Raw genomic sequence first — 17508 nt, forward strand, 5'->3', positions numbered from 1 at the left:
GTTATTTAATTTGGATGCTACCTGGGTGGTCAGTGGTATGTACTTATTTGGACCCCAACATTGGGAACATTTGTTTGATTTCTTCATCCGTAGGTTGCTTTCCATACTCACAGATTTCAAAGAACTCCACTTGGCTTACTTTTGAGGTATCTACATTGGGGTACCATTTTTTGACAGCTTCCAAGGTACTCGCATCCGGTTTTCTGTTCATCCACCTTTCTTTTAGCCATTTCAACCGTTCCTGTTCTCCCGTTGGAATGGTCGAAACATCTACCCCATTGGTCCACGGCAACCATTCGAACATTTGTGAATCGTGCGCAGCCAAGCCCTTTACCTTGGTGTCAATTACATCGTCCACGATCACAGCTATATCTTTTTGGAAAGGATATGGTTTTTTAAAATGATCGCTCATATAAAGAAAGACCGGGTTTTTTTTCAATGGTGGCGTATCAGGTGCTACGTTGGGAACAATGTTCATGTACGCGGCATCCTGTACTACGGAGCCGGCATTTCTATGATCCGGGTGATAATCGTTTGGTCTTAGTCCCAAAACAATATCAGCATCCCAATCCCTGATTCTGCGGATGACCTCCAATCGTACGTTCAAGGTCGGGAACAACTCCCCATCGTGGTTATCCAACACTTCATATTCTGTAATGCCCAGTGCTTTTGCCGCATCCTTGGCTTCTTGCCGGCGCTTTTTGGCAAGAACGCCACCCCCCATGGCATAATGTCCTGCATCTCCATTGGTCAAAGCCAAGAACTTTACATTATGCCCCATTTGGGCAAACAGTGCCGCCGTTCCCCCGAACTTGGAATCACAATCATCGGGATGTGCACCAATTGCCAGAATATTTAAGGCCTTTTTCTGTTGTGCTTGAATCGTTGTAAATGCAAAGCATAAACAAACTGCCATTACTAACTTTCTCATTTTTCTATTTTATTATATGGTTTCTTTAAAATTTTACAATTCCAGTCCGAGCCACCTCTTGTGAAGCAACCAAACTTTTGCATTAAAAACATTCCATTTACAGGTCAGTTATCGCACATAGTGATAAGTAGGAAATCCATGGTTTGGGTGCACTGATCAATCAAACTAACCTAATGAATGAAAACATTAATTTTTGATACTAATTCTGATTAAAATTTGGATTGATATCCATTTCCCTTTGTGGGATAAAGAAAAACTCTTTTGTACTTGTTATAAAATCCTCTGCCTCTATAACTTTTTCCGTGGCACCGAAGCGCTTTAGGTCGGGCCATCTATGGTTCTCAAAGGCAAGCTCCACTCTTCTTTCATGTAGCAACTTCTCCTCAAAGGTTCCTGGTGTAGCGGCATCGATATCCGATAATCCGGCCCTGTTCCTTACCTCGTTGATCAAGTCGTAACTTTCTGGTGTTTCCCCCAAGGCTTCTGCTAGCATAAGCAGAACATCGGCATAGCGGAACACCACAAAATTGATGTCGGAATCGTTCTCTATGGCCAAATCGGATTGGTATTTTCTGACATGTCTTGCTTCGACAACTTCTCCTTCAAGATTGACGTACGTAGCTCCCATTGAGGGTTCAAATCTTAAATCTCCATCTTCGTAAGCCTCTAACATAGAAACTGTTGGACGGTTTCTTCCAAACCCGGAACCTGTCTGCAAATCGGTACTGGGTGAAAAATCATTGGTGTAAAGACTTCCTTGGCCAATACCTCCACTGATGTACTGAACCTCAAAAATGGATTCTGCATTGTTCTCATTGGCAACGCCCCATAAATCCGAATAGTTAGGCAATAATTCGTAACCGTAATCGGAAATGATTCGTCTCAAAACGGTTTCTGCGGCACCATTATCTCCCATGGTCAACAATACTTTGGCCAATAAGGTAGCTGCAGCCCCTTTTGTTGCCTTGCCTACCTGACTTCCTGAATATGACACGGGAAGGTTGCTTTCTGCAGTGGTCAAATCGGTTACCAATTGCTCCAATACAGTGTTTTGGTCCACTTGAACAAGCTCGTCACCTGATACATAGGGGGTTAGTTGCAAGGGTATATTTCCAAAACCAATGGCCAAGTGATAATACACCAAAGAACGGATAAACAGGGCTTCACCGGTTACCCGGTTCTTTAAAGTAGCGTCCATTTCTATTTCCGGGATACGATCCAAGATTACGTTACAGTTGGAAATTACCCTGTAGGAGTCGCTCCATGCAGAGGTTATCTGCTCGTTCAACGCATCTTCTGTAAAGGAATTTATCTCGGTGTACTGACGGGCCAATCCGGTGGCGTCGGGTCCTTGATCGGTATTATCGCTTCGCATCTCGAACATGGTCCAATACCCCCTTCCGAAAGTTCCTGTGCTCTGCAAGCCGGCATAACTGGCATTTATGGCCACTTCAAAATCTTCTGGCTCATTGTAAAAGTCCGCCTCGTTTCTGTTGGAAATTGGTGCGAGATCTGTAAAGTCTTCACTACACCCGGTAGCTAGTACCGTACATAGCATTATATATAGAATTCGTTTCATTTTTTTCCGTTTTTAGGTTAGAACTTTAGGTTTAATCCCAGTGTGAAGGATTTGGTGAGCGGAAATGCCCCATAATCCTCTCCAGGTGTTAAACTATTCGTGGTAATGCTACTGACCTCGGGGTTATAACCGAGATAATCGGTAATGGTAAAGAGGTTTGTTGCGGTAACATAGAACCTAAGTTTTTGGATTTTGCTTCCAAAAAGATTGTCGGTCGGCAACGTGTATCCCAAGGTTACATTTCTTAAACGCACATAGGACCCGTCTTCCACTTGAAAAGAAGAAGGCCTGTTGTTGTTTCCATGGTTTCCCGATTCCCTGTCTGCTCTGGGAATAGATCCGTTACCTGGTTGGGACGGAGATTTCCAACGCTCGTTAAAAATGGCATACGAATTAAAATTCGCTTCTCCGTTCTTCATATGTCTTGACGTTAGGTTGAGGATTTCGTTACCTTCCACACCTTGGATCAAAAAGCTAAAATCGATGTTCTTAAAGGTCAACCTATTGTTGATACCCCATGTAAAATCAGGAAAGTAACTACCGGTAACTGTTCTATCGTCCGGAGTGATCTCACCATCACCATCAACATCCTTAAATCTAAAGTCTCCGGGGGCGGGGTCCGGCGCTTGGGTATCCAATGGGGCATTGTCAATCTCTTCTTGGGTTTGATAAATACCATCCACAACATAGCCGTAATAACTACCGATCGGGTCTCCTACCCTGGTCACGTGCCTTACACCTGCACTACCTGAAGAATAGATAGGTTCGTTGCTCTCATTTAGGGAAAGAACTTCATTCTTGTTAGTAGAAAAGTTGATATCCGTATTCCAAGTAAAGTTATCCCCTACAAAGTTCTTGGTGCTCAATGCAAGTTCCAGACCGGTGTTTTTAACCTCTCCCAAGTTTCTGAGCGTAGTCTCGAACCCGGATACGGAGGATATTGCCACGTTCAATAATAAATCCCTTGTTCTGGTATCGTAGTAATCTGCCAAAAGAAAGACCCTATTGTTGAACAATCCCAACTCGATACCGGCATCGATCTGCTCTGACTTTTCCCAGGTAAGGTTTGGGTTTGGAATTGTGCTCTGCACAAGTCCATTGATTTCGTTTCCTCCAAGGTTATAGTTAAGAGGTGATAATAATCCTACGGCACCGTAGTTTGGAATCTCAAAGTTTCCTGTCTGTCCCCAGCTTACGCGTAGTTTAAGCTCGGATATGGTCTCTGAATCCGCCAAAAACTCCTCTTCGTTCATTCTCCAACCAGCAGAGAAGGAAGGGAAATAACCGGTTTGATTGTTCTTTCCAAATCTGGAAGACTTATCTGATCGGAAAGTTCCCGTAAATAGGTATTTATCCTTATAGCTGTAGTTTACCCTAAATAGCGATGACAGTAAAGACCACTGTTCTTTGACAGAGGTTCCGCCAAATACTTGTCCTCCACTAACCGTAGGTACAAGATCATCCGGATAGTTGTTGGCCAACACCTGCTTTAGGGTCAAATTGTCCTTTTGTGCGGTATAACCAATAACTGCATCGATGTAGTGATCGCCGAATTCCTTGGTCCAGTTCAAGGTATTTTCCCAAAGCCAGTTGGTCTCAGTAGAAGAAGATGCCTGACCATACGGGTTACCATCAGCATTATTCCTATACAACAATGTATTAGATCTATAAAAATCTTGGTTGTATAGGTTGATATAGACTCCTCCGAAGGTTTTAAAGCTCAACCCAGGTAAAATATCATAGGTCAATGCTAGATTTCCCCTTGTCTGGAATTGAAAAATTTGATCGTCCACCGCCTTGATAATGGCCAATGGATTACTAGCCGTTGTGGTACCACCGCCCAAATAGGATTGGTTGTTCAATTGGTTGATGGTTCCATCTGAATTATAAGGGCTGACCGTAGGTGAATGCACTATTCCAGAGTACACGATTCCCGGAGGTGTGGCAAAATATGGGGAAGATGCCGGCACCCTCTGATTTTCGGTAACGGTCGGTGCCAATCTTAAGTCCAGGTTTAATTTTTCGGTCAATTGTGAATTTAAGTTCAACAATACCGAATAGCGCTCAAACTTTGCCTTGTCTATAACACCTGTTTGGGAAAAATATCCTGCAGATGCATAAAAGCTGGTCCTGTTTCTTAGTGGTGAGGCATAGGAGAAGTTATAACTCTGAACGACTCCCGTCTTAAATAGAAGATCTTGCCAATCGGTATCCGTCCCGTCCCAGTTCAAGAACGATTCTGGCAATTCATAGTTGGCGTTGCCCCTGTCGCCAGGCCCAATAGGGTCGTCTACCGATGCCCCATCAACTGCCTGAAGATATGCATTGTTTCTGGCATCCCTTGTAAAATCGATCAATTCCGGTGCATTCATCAAATCCAATCTATTGGCAACGGATTGCATGCTCATGTATGAATCAAAAGAAAAAACTCCTTCTTCTCCGTTAGAACCTTTCTTGGTAGTAATCAAAAGAACCCCGTTACCACCACGAGAACCATATATGGCAGCCGCACTGGCATCTTTCAGAACCTGAATGGATTCGATATCATTAGGATTTAAGGTGGCCAAAGGGTTTATGGTCGGTGGTTGAAATGTGGAACGTCTATTGGCTACACCCCCCAATTGGCTGGAAGATGTAAGGTTACGGGAAATTGGGATTCCATCCACAACGAACAATGGGTCGTTACCTGCAGATATGGAACCGGAACCTCTTACACGAATGTTGGGTGCAGCTCCCGGCTCACCGGAGACTTCTTGCACCTGAACCCCTGTTACCTGACCAATAAGTGCGCTTTCGGGGGTTAACGCAGGTACTTCCGTGATGGTTTCGGGGGTAATGGAAACCACAGACCCTGTTACCTTTTTCTTGGCCAAGGTACCATAACCTACTACCACAACCTCTTCCAAGGCAGCAGCATCCTGTTCCATGGTCACGGTTATGGATGTTTGCCCCGCCACATTTACTTCTTTTGCTTTGTAGCCAATATAAGTCACTTGGATCACGGTAACTCCCGCAGGCAGTGTAATGGCAAAGTTTCCATCAAAATCAGTGGTTGTCCCTTCAGTTGTGCCTTTGGCTATTATTGTGGCCCCGGCAAGCGGTATTCCTGCTTCGTCCAATACAGTTCCTGTTAGATTGGTCTGAGGATTTTCTGCATTGACCTTGTTCTGTGGGGTTAAACTTGGCAGTGACTTTCTGTTCTTCTTTATAACAATCTGCCTAGCGATGATTTCAAATGACAGGTCGGTTCCCTTGAATATTTCCTTCAAAAAATCTTGTATGCAAAGATTCTTCCCGTTTATGGTCACTCTTCGGTTAACATCTACCTCAGAGGCTTCATAAAAGAATTTATAGCCAGTGGACTCGGTAACGGTCTCGAACACATCGCCCAGCTTGATTTGGTTAAAGTTATTCTCCACCTTATCGTATTGAGCACAAGATGCGGCACTTACTTGGCCGAACATGAACAGCAAGAAAAATCCGTACAGTAATCTTTTGCCCAGCCTTGGTACAATGGCACGTTTAGTTTTGGTTTTTTTCATAATTGAAAAGTCTAGTTAGTTAGTAATTGTTTTTTTGGTTAATTGGTTTTTACATCATAGGCACTACTGTTTATCAGGATTTTTAATTGTTATTACATTTTCATTCTTGTCGTAACTAAAGTGGGTATGGGCTTGTATGGTTCTCAGCACATGGTCTATGTTTTCTTCATCGAACATTCCCGTGAACCTTCGCTCATCCAACTCCTTGTATGTATTGTGAATTTTTATATTGTATTGGCGCTGTAGCTTTTTTATGATCTGTACCATGGATTCATTTTCAAACGCCAAAATTCCTTTGGTCCATGATATATATGGGGCAACATCAACATCTTCAATCCTGAAATTCGTATCGCCTCCAACTATACTGGTTGCCTTTTGCGAAGGTTTGATCATTTGTATATCCCTTGAATTTAAGTTGGCTGGATTACTCACACCTACGGAACCTTCTACCAGAACTACTTCTGCCGGGCCATCCTCTTCGTATGCGGAAACATTGAAAACAGTCCCAAATACTTGGGTATACATGTCCTCCGTTTTTACGATAAATGGTTTTTGTGGATTTTTGGCAACTTCAAAGAATGCCTCGCCTTTTAGTTTCACCTCTCTGGTGTCGGTTCCCTCAAAACTTGATGGATAAGTGATACTGGACCCTGAATTGAGCATTACAACCGAACCATCTTGTAGGGTTATGGATAAATTTTTCCCAAATGGCACCCTTATCGTATTGTTACTCACCTTATCCTTCTTTCCTTTTTCTTGCTGTTGGGACAGCATACCCTTCACCATAGATACTACCGTGCTCCCATTTTTACTCTGTATGGTGGCATCGGAATCGGGGTCAATGGTAAGTACTTCCCCATTGTCCAATTGCAGTGTTATTTGGTCAGGGCCTGCTTCCAATGGAACGTTAACAACTGTTTCTTGATTCAACAAAAAGAACAATGAGGAGCCGACAGTGATCATTATAACCGCTGCATACTTCCATATATGATTTTGGGCATATAAGGACCTAACCTTCAAACTTTCCTTTTTCTTGATCGTATGCAGGAAGTTTTCAAAAGCTTCTTCAGTCTGCCAAGATTTATCCTCGTAGTTGACCAAAAAATCTGCTTGTACTAATTTTTTGAAAACCTCTTTATTGTTTCCTTTCTTTACCCATTCATATAAAATGGCCAATTCTTCTTGAGAAGCTTCTTGGTTGATATACCTGGTAATTATTCTTCTGATATCAATTTTGGTCATTTGAAAAATATTGTCACTTTTAAAAGAGACGCAACTTTTTCAAAAAACCCTTACATAAATTTATTTTTTTAACATTTTAAATATGAAGTAACCTGCTATTTTGAAGAATTTTTAGATAACAGATGTTACCTGCCTAGCATATTCTGGGCAGGGAAAGTCTTATAAAAATGAGGTGAGTTGTGCTCTTAAGCGTTTCATGGCCTTAGCCATATGTACTTCTACCGTTTTAATTGAAATGTGCAGCTGCTCGGAAATTTCCCTATACTTGAGTCCTTCTTTTTTACTCATTATAAAGACTTTTTTGCACTGCTCGGGCAGATTATCTATTTCCATCTCAACTTTTTTGAGCCGTTCTTCAAAAAGGGATGTATCAGCATCGACCAGTTCTAAATAGGCTTCTTGCTTAAGGTTTTCGAGCAATTCAAACTCTTTTTTCTTTCTTCTTTGGGAATCAATGAACAGATTATAAGCTACTTTGAAGAGGTATCTTTTCAGTTTATCTTTGGATAAGGAAAGTTTTTTTCTGTTCTCCCATATTTTAATGAAGGTTTGCTGCGCTATATCTTCCGCAATCTTTGGATTCCCGGAAATCGCTGTCATATAATTACAAAGCTCCCCATGGTACAATTTAAAAAGGTGACCATAGGCCTCTTTGCAGCCACTCTTTAACTGCGCAATTAGGTAAGATTCATTTTTGAAATTGTCTTGGTCCATTTTTTCGCCTCTCATTTTAATGTGGAAAAGCAAAAAGGAATCAACATAAACTTAGTTATGTGCCTTTTCTATTTCTCCACAGAAACGCTACTGATCAAACTAAAGCAAGTAGCGAATACCTTAAACGCGAAAGTGCCATATGATGGAAACCTCCCAAAAGAGGTCTTCTCTATAAAAGAAGAGTTGTTTTACCTTTTGTATCTAGTAAAAAACCAATTGAAATTGTACCAAAAAACGTTAACAAATTATAAAAAAATCTTTAAATAGTTCTATTACTAAAGATTTTTTTTGGTAAAGGAATGAATTTGGCCAGTATGCCAAGCCTTTCAATATGTACATCGTATAAGGTGAATACAGTAAAATCAACATATTCACCTTATACCAATGTGGGGCCTGATCGGTTATTCGAATATCCTAAAAAGTCTTGACTTTTACTGTCCCATCCTTCAAATTAAACTCAAATGTACCGGAACTAAGCTCATAGGTGCCAACTTTGATTCCATTGCGCTGCCCTATTCCTTTAAATTCAACACCTTTGATCGGTTTAAGGGAATCTTCTCCCTCTATTCCCATTGGCAAATAAAGCGTTGCACTTGTATTGGCCGGGACAGTTGCTTTGTAAGATATCATGTTTCCTTGGCCATCAGAAGTCCAACTGCTATATATTTTCCCATTATTTGATTCATAACTACCTGATAGGGATTCGAATGTACCGGCTACCTGTGGCTGTAAAACAAAATGCTTATAACCAGCCTCTCCATTTTGATGGTCGGTAGTGATGCCCAATTGAAACTCGTACATCCATTGGCCAACTGCACCCAAGGCAAAGTGGTTGAAGGAATTCATCCTGTTTTCGTTGTTTTCCTTGAAAGCGGCCTTAAAACCGTTCCAACGCTCCCAAATAGAAGTTGCCCCTTTAGTAACGGGATACAACCAAGAAGTATAGTCGGTACTTGAAAACAATTTATATGCTTCATCAACCTTGCCTCCCCTGCTCAATGATGGTAAAATATTTGGTGTCCCGGAAAAGCCGGTGGTTATGGTATAGGGTAAAAAATCTTCGGTTACTTGTTCGCTATTCATACCAAAACCACCTAAGGCGCCTTCCCTCATGGGATAGGTTACCCTAGTTCCATCAGGCTTTGTATTACTGGTGGAGGGCTCTTTTACCAGTTCTGCCAAATAAGCTTCAGCCTTTAGTTTATTTTTCTCACTGAAAACGTTGAAATTAAGCGGAGTGGCATACGACGATTGGGAATGCACTATTAATCCCTCTAGGTTTTTGGTTCTTCCAGATTCAGGATCGACAAAAAATTGGTTCCATTCTTCTTTTGCCTTTTGATGCCTGTCGCGTAATGTACCGGCATACTCGGTTTCCCCTATGGCATCTGCCATTATGGCCGTAACCTCCATCATATAAATGTAAATGCATTGTTTACCAACTCGGGCGGCGTATTGTTGTCCATGGCCAGCCAATCGGCCAATCCATCGGTTTTGGAGGATAAATACGTATATTCCTCATTAAAATCATAATGATCCATCCCATCCAACCAAAGTCGCATGGTTTCCATGTTTTCTTCTATGACCTTGGTATCCCCGTACTGGGTGTATAATTGCCAAGGCACCATACAAACGGCTGCGGCCCAAGTTGTTCCATTGGCAAAGCTCGTATCATCAGTCATGTTGTAGGTGGGTGCCGTACTTCCGATTCCTCCTGGGGCCTCCGTTTCACTACCAACACCTTGGTCATCGCGCAAGGCCACCATCCATTGTCTAAAAAAATTGTAGGTATCGGAATTATAGGTTCCCGTTCTTGTATAGGCCTGCGCATCTCCCGTCCAACCCATACGCTCGTTTCGTTGAGGGCAATCGGTGGGCAATGTGAAGAAATTCCCCAACTGACTACGCCGTATATTTTTAAAGAGTTGATTGGCCAATTCTCCGGTGGCTCCATCCGTAGTAGTGGCCACATAGGTCCCCGAGGGCAGTTCATCCGAAGATAGCGATAATCCCATTACGTTTTCCAATGGCAATGGCCCTGTATGATTGGGCAAAGTGACCTGAACGTATTGGTAGCCCCTAAAAGTTGTTTTTGGTTGAATGACTACTTGACCATCATCTTTGGCTATATAAAAATCGGTTGCCATGGCAGCTCTGTAATTCTCTGTGAGGATACGTCCTGCAATGCCCTTGCCATTTTTATACCCATATCTATCAATGTACTGAGGTTCATCCCCTTCTAGTCCAGGGTAAACTTGTTCCCCATACCTCAATATGACGGTATCCCCTTTTTTGAGCCATCCTTGGGGAACGGTAATGGAGGGAACGCCCACCATGTTGACCCCCATGTTGTAAGTGTATGTCCTTTCATCTTTACTATGTACTTCCATCACCTCCGTCGCCTGAAGGTTTTCCACAACACGTACAGGTCGGTCGTAGCGGGACACGATTTCAAAATCTATCCAATCCCTTGATAGTACTTCTTCGGCGTTGGACCATTTTGAATCATCATATGCCGTGGTGGCCCAGCCATTTGTTTTACCATCAACCGCAATGTGTTTTTCTTTGAGGGTATTGTAAAGTTCCTCTTGAAAAAAACTTCCGTATTCCACTGGAACTTCGGTAAATATTTTCCAAGTATCTGGGTCAGTAACCACAGTTTGTTCATTCCCACCCTCATAAGTGATGACCAATTTGGCCAACAAAGCTTCGGTATCTCCAAAAAAAATGAAGTTTGCAGGTGTATAGGTCATATAACCTGTGTACCAGCCAGGAAAAACCAATGCTCCAATCACATTTTTCCCTTGATTGATGTTTTTTGTGACATCATAGGCGTAGTACCCCAAGGTTTCCCGAAACTGGGTAGCACCAGGTGCAAACCAATCTTCACCAATTCGATTACCATTGATATATACCTCGTTGGAACCCATTGAAGTAACATACAGTTTTGCCTTGGCGATATTCTTATTTCCTGTATTAAATTCTGAGCGCAGCATGGTTGCGGAGCCATGACTTGGATCCGCATATTGAATCAAGGTTGCGTCAGTAGTATTACCAAGTTCGATGATGCCGTCTTGATTAAAGGAAACACCTTCAAAATCTTTGAATATGGCATAAGTAGCCCCTACATCTTTTCCAAAGACCTCATTATTGTTTGGGTCGCTTTTTCCAGCATTCAAAATTTTGTAATCCTTAAAGATTGCCTTTGTGCCCGGTTCTGCGGCAAAACCAATTGAATTTATATGAGGATATGTCAAAAAGTTTCCGCCACCGACACCTGTAACAGAAAAACCTACTTCCCTAAATTGAGGAGGTATGGGATTATTGGGGTCTTCAGGTTCCAAAAGCAGCATTTCCCCATTAATTTTGATTACAATATTGCTGGCATTAACTCCGATTCTGAGTTTGTTCATTTGGGATTTGTTGCCCGGTGTAATCAATGCATTAATATTGGTTTGAGGGTAGTTGGCCTTGGAAATGGACATATAAGGTTTCTTGGCCGAATCGTCCTTATCAAAACCAACGCGATAAATGTTCAAGAGTGCACCCTTGGAACTGCCCACCCCTGAAATATCAATTTCCAATCGGAGGTAGTTTTCACCCCCCATGTTATTGATGTTCTGAAACTTATCATTGAACCTAAAATAATTGGCTCCAATGATAAGAGACGCTGTATTCCCTTCCACAATCTGAAAATCAGTTTCTATATCAAAGAGCAATGCAGACGTGGCGTCCAAGGTCAAAGTATTGGTGTCGATAAATTGAGCGCCTTCCCAAGCGGATATTTCAGGGTTCATCAACCCGGTTTCAAAACTGGATTCTTGATTACCTTAGATTTTCAGTTTCTGTGGTTGGGGAACCACAAGAAATAAACATAAGAAGACCCGCCCATATAAGGGTAGCAACTGTTTTTGAAAATAATTTCATTGCTTAGTTTTTTAGATGTAGGACCGGTTTATCACTTAGCTATCAAAGCCAAGAATTCCTTGTCGTGTTGTGGTTTAACTTCACATGTATTATCAAAAAACATGGTAGCTGTATTCTTGGGATTGTATTCCGGCCATTGTGGTAATCCGTCATGATTAGGATTTCCTTTTTTGGCAAAGTTGATCCACGCACTACTCATTTTATCCGCCAAAACATGGGCTTCTTGACCGCCCCCGGTCATTTGTCTCGCCCGTTCCACATTATCGAAAACAAATGGCAGTTCCATACAGTGAAGCGCCTTGTACTTCCCATCAAAAACAGGGGATTGCCATGTAAACATAAACATATACACCGGAGCACCATTATCCAATTGCGACTTTTTGTTGGCTTGGAAAACGGCCCCAGGTCTGAAGGTAGCGTCGATATCCAGAAGGTCTGAAGGTCTTGTGTCGTTTGGATAGGCTTTTTTGACTGCTGCTATATAAGCATCTGCCTTTTCCTGGTATGTTTCTTTGATATGTGCCATCACTTTTTCTTCAGATGCGTTAAAAAAGCGACCATTCATAAATGGGGTAAATTCATTTTTGGTAGTTCCCACCATCAAAGGAATATCTTTGGAAAGTTCGAATGCCTCATCGGACATCAAATCGTGAGGAAGTACAGTGCCGTCCATGCTTGGCCCCCAATTGAGGCTCATTCCCACGGGAACAATACCCTCTGCCTTCATTTGTTTGGCCACTGTTTGCAATGCTGCGCTCCCCGCTGCACTCAATTTATCAAATGGAATAGTCTGTAGACTATCCACTTGGTCCTCCGATAGTGAAAGTTCTTTTAGTACCTCGGCTGCAATGGCTCTTGTTGTTTCTTTTTTGGAAAGACTTCCCCTAAAGGAGCCACTTTGGTTAATTGCCTTATGAAACAATCCTTTGGCCTTTGGCATGGCCATAAGTGTATTGACCTTGGCCCCACCCCCGGACTGACCGAAAATGGTTACATTGTTGGGGTCTCCCCCAAAATTGGTGATGTTACTCTTTACCCAGTCCAAGGCAGCTACAATATCCAACATACTATTATTGGGTGTATGTTTGTAATTGTCACCATAGGCGGAAAGATCTAAAAAGCCCAAAATATTCAATCTATGATTGATAGAAACCACGACCACATCACCTTTGGCGCTCAAATTTTCCCCATGGTATGATGGGAGTTCTTGACTTGAGCCTGCGGTAAATCCGCCTCCGTGAATCCAAAAAAGTACGGGTCTTTTTTTACCATCATCAATACTAGGTGTCCAAACATTAAGCCGAAGACAATCTTCACTCGTGTATCCCCAATCATGATCGAAAACGAATTCTGATTCATCTTGCACATGTGTGGTAGGTGTCATCAACGGAGCTACCGGGCCATACATAGTGGAACTCCTGACTCCATCCCAAGGTGCTACTTTTTTTGCAGGCATAAATCGCTCTGCTGTCGCGTAGGGAATCCCTTTATAAGTGTATATTCCATTTTGAATAAATCCGCGGACTTTTCCGGATTCGGTATCGGTAACGGCCACATCTGCTCCGGTTACAACTTCGGTTTGTGCCATTGCAATTTGCCCAATAAGGCAGACCCCAATTAGTAACATTAATCTTGTTTTCATTTTTATGTGCTTAAATTATGTTCGTTCCTTATGGGCAATCTTTGTTGACTAAAGAGATTGCTATCCCTTAAATATACAATCCTGTCCCAAAAAACCACTCATTGTTGGCTAGGATTCCTTCAAAATCAGTTTTGCCATAGAAGCTGGATTCCCTCTTACTTACATTTTTTCAAGGATATCGGCTAGAATCCCGATTTCTTGTTTTGTAGCTATCTCTTTAATTTATAGACACACGGAGCCCTATTTTGAGCTCCGGTATATTTTTGCCCTAACGTTCCAGAACATTCAGTCCCAATATCTTTTTCTGAAAACTTTTCATGGGAAACTCCTTGTCATAAAACAGCCTCGTAAAGCTCCTTGACCTTATTAAAGCGATTCAACGGCATGTATATGACATCCCTATTCTTGAACAGGAGCCGGGCCTCCTACATAATATAATGTTGTTGGCAAGTCCTCAAATTAATTCGTTTTTAAACTACCATATTTAATAAGACAGAACCAAAATCAAAAGTATGACTCCCATCTAATCGCTTATTTTTTTGTTACAAGTCTGGTTCTTGGTCCTTTTGGCAATCTTACTTAACAGTACAGAACACTTAAAAGAAAATAGTCTGGTAAATTTACGGGTGAAAGTAATCTGAGGGATATCGGAAGCATTGGTAGAACTATCAAAGTCGAGCCTCTATAAAATGAACACTGGTCATAAACAAGCCAAAACGTTCAAAACATAAACACATGCCACAATCTAAATTGAAAAGGCCAACAGCAATCATCCTACTAATTATATTGTTTAATTGGAGCTGTGCCATAAAGCCAAAAGAGGTTGCGAACATTTCAAAAAAAAAGGAAGGAGATATGTTAGGGCAAATGAACAATGTTTTTATTCCCTCTTATATCGATACTTGTAACACTGGCATGGGCAAGGAGCTCAAACTACTGATTATAGGGAACAGCCTTTCCTATCATGGAATAGCGCCCGGGATTGGATGGTACCACAATAGCGGAATGGCCGCTTCCGAAAAGGAAAACGACTATGCCCATCAACTATTTCAATCTATTCAGGTAAAACGTCCCAATCATAAGGTCTGCATGAGGATATCCAACTTTGCCACGTTTGAAAGGGAGCCCAAGGGTTGGAATGCTCAGACAGTAAAGGAACTCCAAGACTATAACCCGGATATTGTGGTTTTTCAATTAGGCGAAAATGTGGATGGGGAAAATGCTTCGGTATTGGCACTCTTCGGAAAACAATATATCAACCTGATTGATTCGTTCAAATCGGACAATCAGAGACATATTGTCGCTACCACTCCTTTTTTTCCATCACTGGAGAAAAACAAAATAATACAGCAGGCGGCCATAGCAACGGGTATTCATTTGGTCGACCTTTCCCATTTAACATTGATCGATCCCGAGAACTATGCAAAAAATGAAACTGATTATCCAGGAGAGAAAAATGATTGGAAGGTAGATGGGATAGGAATCCATCCTGGGGATAAGGGAATGCAAAACATTGCTAATCTTTTGTTTATTTCAATACAACCGTTTTTGGATTCAAAAAATTAATTGTTCAGCCATATTTTTTGACTAAAATAAGTATTTTACGAATCCAAAGTCTAATGAACACAAAGTTTGCCATCACTCTCAAAGTCGATATAAAAACGTTGCAATTAACCTTAAATTCCCCCTAGAATACCGATGACATCCAAAAAAGTATTGAGTTACATAGAGGTAAAACAGAACTCTAAAATCCCCAAGTACAAACAAATCGTAAATTCCATTTTAACGAACATTGCCAACGGGAACTTTAGTGTGAACGACCGGATTCCCTCTATCAATGAGTTGAGCGAAGAATTTTATCTTTCGCGGGATACTGTAGAAAAAGCCTATAACCTGCTAAAGAGCAAAAAAGTGATTTCCTCTATCCCAGGTAAGGGCTCCTATATTTCAAGTACAGAACTTGTATCCAAGATCAACGTTTTCTTTCTCATCAACAAATTGAGTTCCTATAAGCTCAAAGTCTATCAATCGTTCATCGATAGGATGGGCGACCAAGCCCATATTGACCTTAATGTATACCATTGCGATGAAACGATGTTCCTAAACCTTCTGGACAAAAATATTGACGCTTATGATTATTTTGTGATCATGCCGCATTTTAAGACGGATGACCTAAAGCATGTAAGTTTTACGGAAAAAACACTCGAAGCTGTCAATAAAATTCCGGACAATAAATTGATCATAATGGACAACATCAAGTCCAACCCCAAGGAAAATGCTGCAAAAATATATCAAAACTTTCAAGAAGATCTTTTTGACGCCCTTGTGGATGGCCTTGAAATCATCCAGAAATATGAAAACCTGATTCTTATCTATCCCGAGAATTCACTTTACCCCTACCCTATGAGGATTACCAGGGGCTTTAAACAATTCTGTGTTCAATATGGATTTGAATACGAGATAATCAATGAGGTCTATGAGGATATGGAACTTAAAGCCGGGGACCTATATATTTCCATTGAAGAGTCGGACTTGGTGAGCCTGATCAAATTAGTCCGTAAAAGCTCGTTGGAAATGGGCAAGGATGTTGGTATCATCTGCTATAACGACACACCCCTTAAAGAACTTTTGGGCATCACGGCAGTTTCAACCGACTTCGCTAGAATGGGAGAGACCGCAGCAGACATGATTTTGGAAAATAAATTTGAAAGCGTAAAAAACCCTTTCTTTTTTATAAACAGAAAGTCCACTTAATCATCTTATTGTGATGCTTATTTACGGCCAGAAACCAGAAAATGAACAAATCAGAATAATTTAATCCAGCAACATAAAAATGAAACAACACAAACTTCCGCTGATGGCAACATTCCTGTCTTTGGGCATGTTGACCCTGGCCTGTAAAGACAAAAATCAAGATGACAAAGAACCTGTGATCCAGACCAAAAAGGTCACAGAACCACAAACCTGGGCCGAGAGACTTGGTTGGCCGGCAGGGAAAAAGGTTTTGGTGCTTCATGCAGATGATATTGGCATGTGCCCAGAAGCGAACCATTCGGTAAAACCCATGCTTACCGAAGGCCAAATCCAATCGGCCGCAGTTATGATTCCTTGTCCCAATTCACAGGAGTTTATGCACTGGGTCCAAGGAGAGCCAAAATTGGACATTGGTCTGCACCTCACCCTAACAAGCGAATGGGAAACACATAGATGGGGTCCAGTAAGTCCTAAAGATTCCGTTAAAGGTTTAATGGACGAGACCGGTAACTTTTGGCGTTCCGTACCAGAAGTAGTGGAACATGCGACCGCCAAAGAAGTTGAAACCGAGATTCGGGCACAGATTGAAAAATCCATCGAATGGGGGCATAGGCCAACCCACATAGATACCCATATGGGAACTTTATATGCCGATAAAGGTTACACCGAAGCCTTTCTGAGGCTGGCCATGGAGTATGGGATTCCTGCCAATGCCATTGACCTTACACAACCTAAAGTTGCCCAACATTTTAGAAATATGGGCTACCCAATTGACGACCAAATGATTCAATTGATCAAGGATTATGATTTACCCAAACTTGATTTCTTCGGATATGTTCCCAGTGCCTCAACCTACGAAGAAAAAATAGAGGCGTTCAAACAAACGATTCTTTCCTTTCCTAGCGGGCTTACCGAAATCATTTTTCATCCATCTGAACCTACGGAAAACCTAAAGAACATTACGGACTCTTGGCAACAACGGGGTTGGGAAGCCGAAATGTTCGCTGATCCAGCTGTGGTAGAGTTTTTGGAAGAAGAAGACATCATCTTTACCAACTGGAAAGAAATCATGCAACGTTTTGAGAAGATGGACAAGTAAGTTCCTCTGAATATTATTTATAAAAAAGGCACCCTTAGGGCACTAGTGGTCGGAAGAAATTCCGGCCACTTTAAGTTT

The 17508-nt window shown here is 41.7% G+C and carries 10 protein-coding genes and 1 pseudogene; 3 read left to right on the top strand and 8 right to left on the bottom strand.

The genetic code is table 11. The annotated features are described in order from the left end of the window. Positions 1–43: 43 nt before the first annotated feature. The 8 genes and pseudogenes from K1F36_RS02605 to K1F36_RS02640 all read right to left on the bottom strand — a co-directional run bounded on the left by K1F36_RS02605 (position 44) and on the right by K1F36_RS02640 (position 13577). Positions 44–931 carry a PIG-L deacetylase family protein gene (locus K1F36_RS02605; protein ID WP_220112423.1) on the bottom strand — a complete coding sequence of 296 codons (888 nt, stop codon included), beginning with the start codon at positions 929–931 and terminating at the stop codon, positions 44–46. A gap of 199 nt (positions 932–1130) precedes the next feature. Next, positions 1131–2510 carry a RagB/SusD family nutrient uptake outer membrane protein gene (locus K1F36_RS02610; RefSeq protein WP_220112424.1) on the bottom strand — a complete coding sequence of 460 codons (1380 nt, stop codon included), beginning with the start codon at positions 2508–2510 and terminating at the stop codon, positions 1131–1133. Positions 2511–2527: 17 nt separating this feature from the next. After that, positions 2528–6052, bottom strand: a complete 3525-nt coding sequence (locus K1F36_RS02615; RefSeq protein WP_220112425.1) for a TonB-dependent receptor — start codon at positions 6050–6052, stop codon at positions 2528–2530. A gap of 63 nt (positions 6053–6115) precedes the next feature. Continuing rightward, positions 6116–7294, bottom strand: a complete 1179-nt coding sequence (locus K1F36_RS02620) for a FecR family protein (protein ID WP_220112426.1) — start codon at positions 7292–7294, stop codon at positions 6116–6118. 159 nt (positions 7295–7453) lie between these two features. Then, entirely contained in the window at positions 7454–8008 is a 555-nt protein-coding gene (locus K1F36_RS02625) for an RNA polymerase sigma factor (protein WP_220112427.1), read from the bottom strand. A 414-nt stretch (positions 8009–8422) separates the two neighbouring features. Next, positions 8423–8854, bottom strand: coding sequence for an alpha-L-rhamnosidase C-terminal domain-containing protein (locus K1F36_RS20360; RefSeq protein WP_417943580.1), 432 nt, complete (start codon positions 8852–8854; stop codon positions 8423–8425). 6 nt (positions 8855–8860) lie between these two features. Next, positions 8861–11805, bottom strand: a pseudogene (locus K1F36_RS02635) (family 78 glycoside hydrolase catalytic domain); the annotation flags it as partial. 161 nt (positions 11806–11966) lie between these two features. After that, on the bottom strand, positions 11967–13577 hold the full coding sequence (locus K1F36_RS02640; RefSeq protein ID WP_220112430.1) for a carboxylesterase/lipase family protein: 1611 nt from the start codon (positions 13575–13577) through the stop codon (positions 11967–11969). Between the two features lie 735 nt (positions 13578–14312). Here K1F36_RS02640 and K1F36_RS02645 point away from each other — a divergent pair. From K1F36_RS02645 to K1F36_RS02655, 3 genes are all read left to right on the top strand, one after another. Then, a complete protein-coding gene (locus K1F36_RS02645) occupies positions 14313–15143 on the top strand; it encodes an SGNH/GDSL hydrolase family protein (RefSeq protein WP_220112431.1) in 831 nt (276 codons plus the stop codon). Between the two features lie 132 nt (positions 15144–15275). Continuing rightward, entirely contained in the window at positions 15276–16331 is a 1056-nt protein-coding gene (locus tag K1F36_RS02650) for a GntR family transcriptional regulator (RefSeq protein ID WP_220112432.1), read from the top strand. A 103-nt stretch (positions 16332–16434) separates the two neighbouring features. Continuing rightward, complete coding sequence (locus K1F36_RS02655) at positions 16435–17430, top strand: polysaccharide deacetylase family protein (protein ID WP_220112433.1); 996 nt, start codon at positions 16435–16437, stop codon at positions 17428–17430. Positions 17431–17508 lie beyond the last annotated feature (78 nt).

The organism is Flagellimonas abyssi (assembly GCF_019457905.1).
Lineage (GTDB): Bacteria > Bacteroidota > Bacteroidia > Flavobacteriales > Flavobacteriaceae > Flagellimonas > Flagellimonas abyssi.

Coding starts and splice junctions, on each gene's coding strand:
- K1F36_RS02620 (WP_220112426.1), bottom strand. CDS start 7,294: ATGACCAAAATTGATATCAGAAGAATAATTACCAGGTATATCAACCAA.
- K1F36_RS02645 (WP_220112431.1), top strand. CDS start 14,313: ATGCCACAATCTAAATTGAAAAGGCCAACAGCAATCATCCTACTAATT.
- K1F36_RS02640 (WP_220112430.1), bottom strand. CDS start 13,577: ATGAAAACAAGATTAATGTTACTAATTGGGGTCTGCCTTATTGGGCAA.
- K1F36_RS02605 (WP_220112423.1), bottom strand. CDS start 931: ATGAGAAAGTTAGTAATGGCAGTTTGTTTATGCTTTGCATTTACAACG.
- K1F36_RS02655 (WP_220112433.1), top strand. CDS start 16,435: ATGGCAACATTCCTGTCTTTGGGCATGTTGACCCTGGCCTGTAAAGAC.
- K1F36_RS02650 (WP_220112432.1), top strand. CDS start 15,276: ATGACATCCAAAAAAGTATTGAGTTACATAGAGGTAAAACAGAACTCT.
- K1F36_RS02625 (WP_220112427.1), bottom strand. CDS start 8,008: ATGGACCAAGACAATTTCAAAAATGAATCTTACCTAATTGCGCAGTTA.
- K1F36_RS02610 (WP_220112424.1), bottom strand. CDS start 2,510: ATGAAACGAATTCTATATATAATGCTATGTACGGTACTAGCTACCGGG.
- K1F36_RS20360 (WP_417943580.1), bottom strand. CDS start 8,854: ATGAATTCCTTCAACCACTTTGCCTTGGGTGCAGTTGGCCAATGGATG.
- K1F36_RS02615 (WP_220112425.1), bottom strand. CDS start 6,052: ATGAAAAAAACCAAAACTAAACGTGCCATTGTACCAAGGCTGGGCAAA.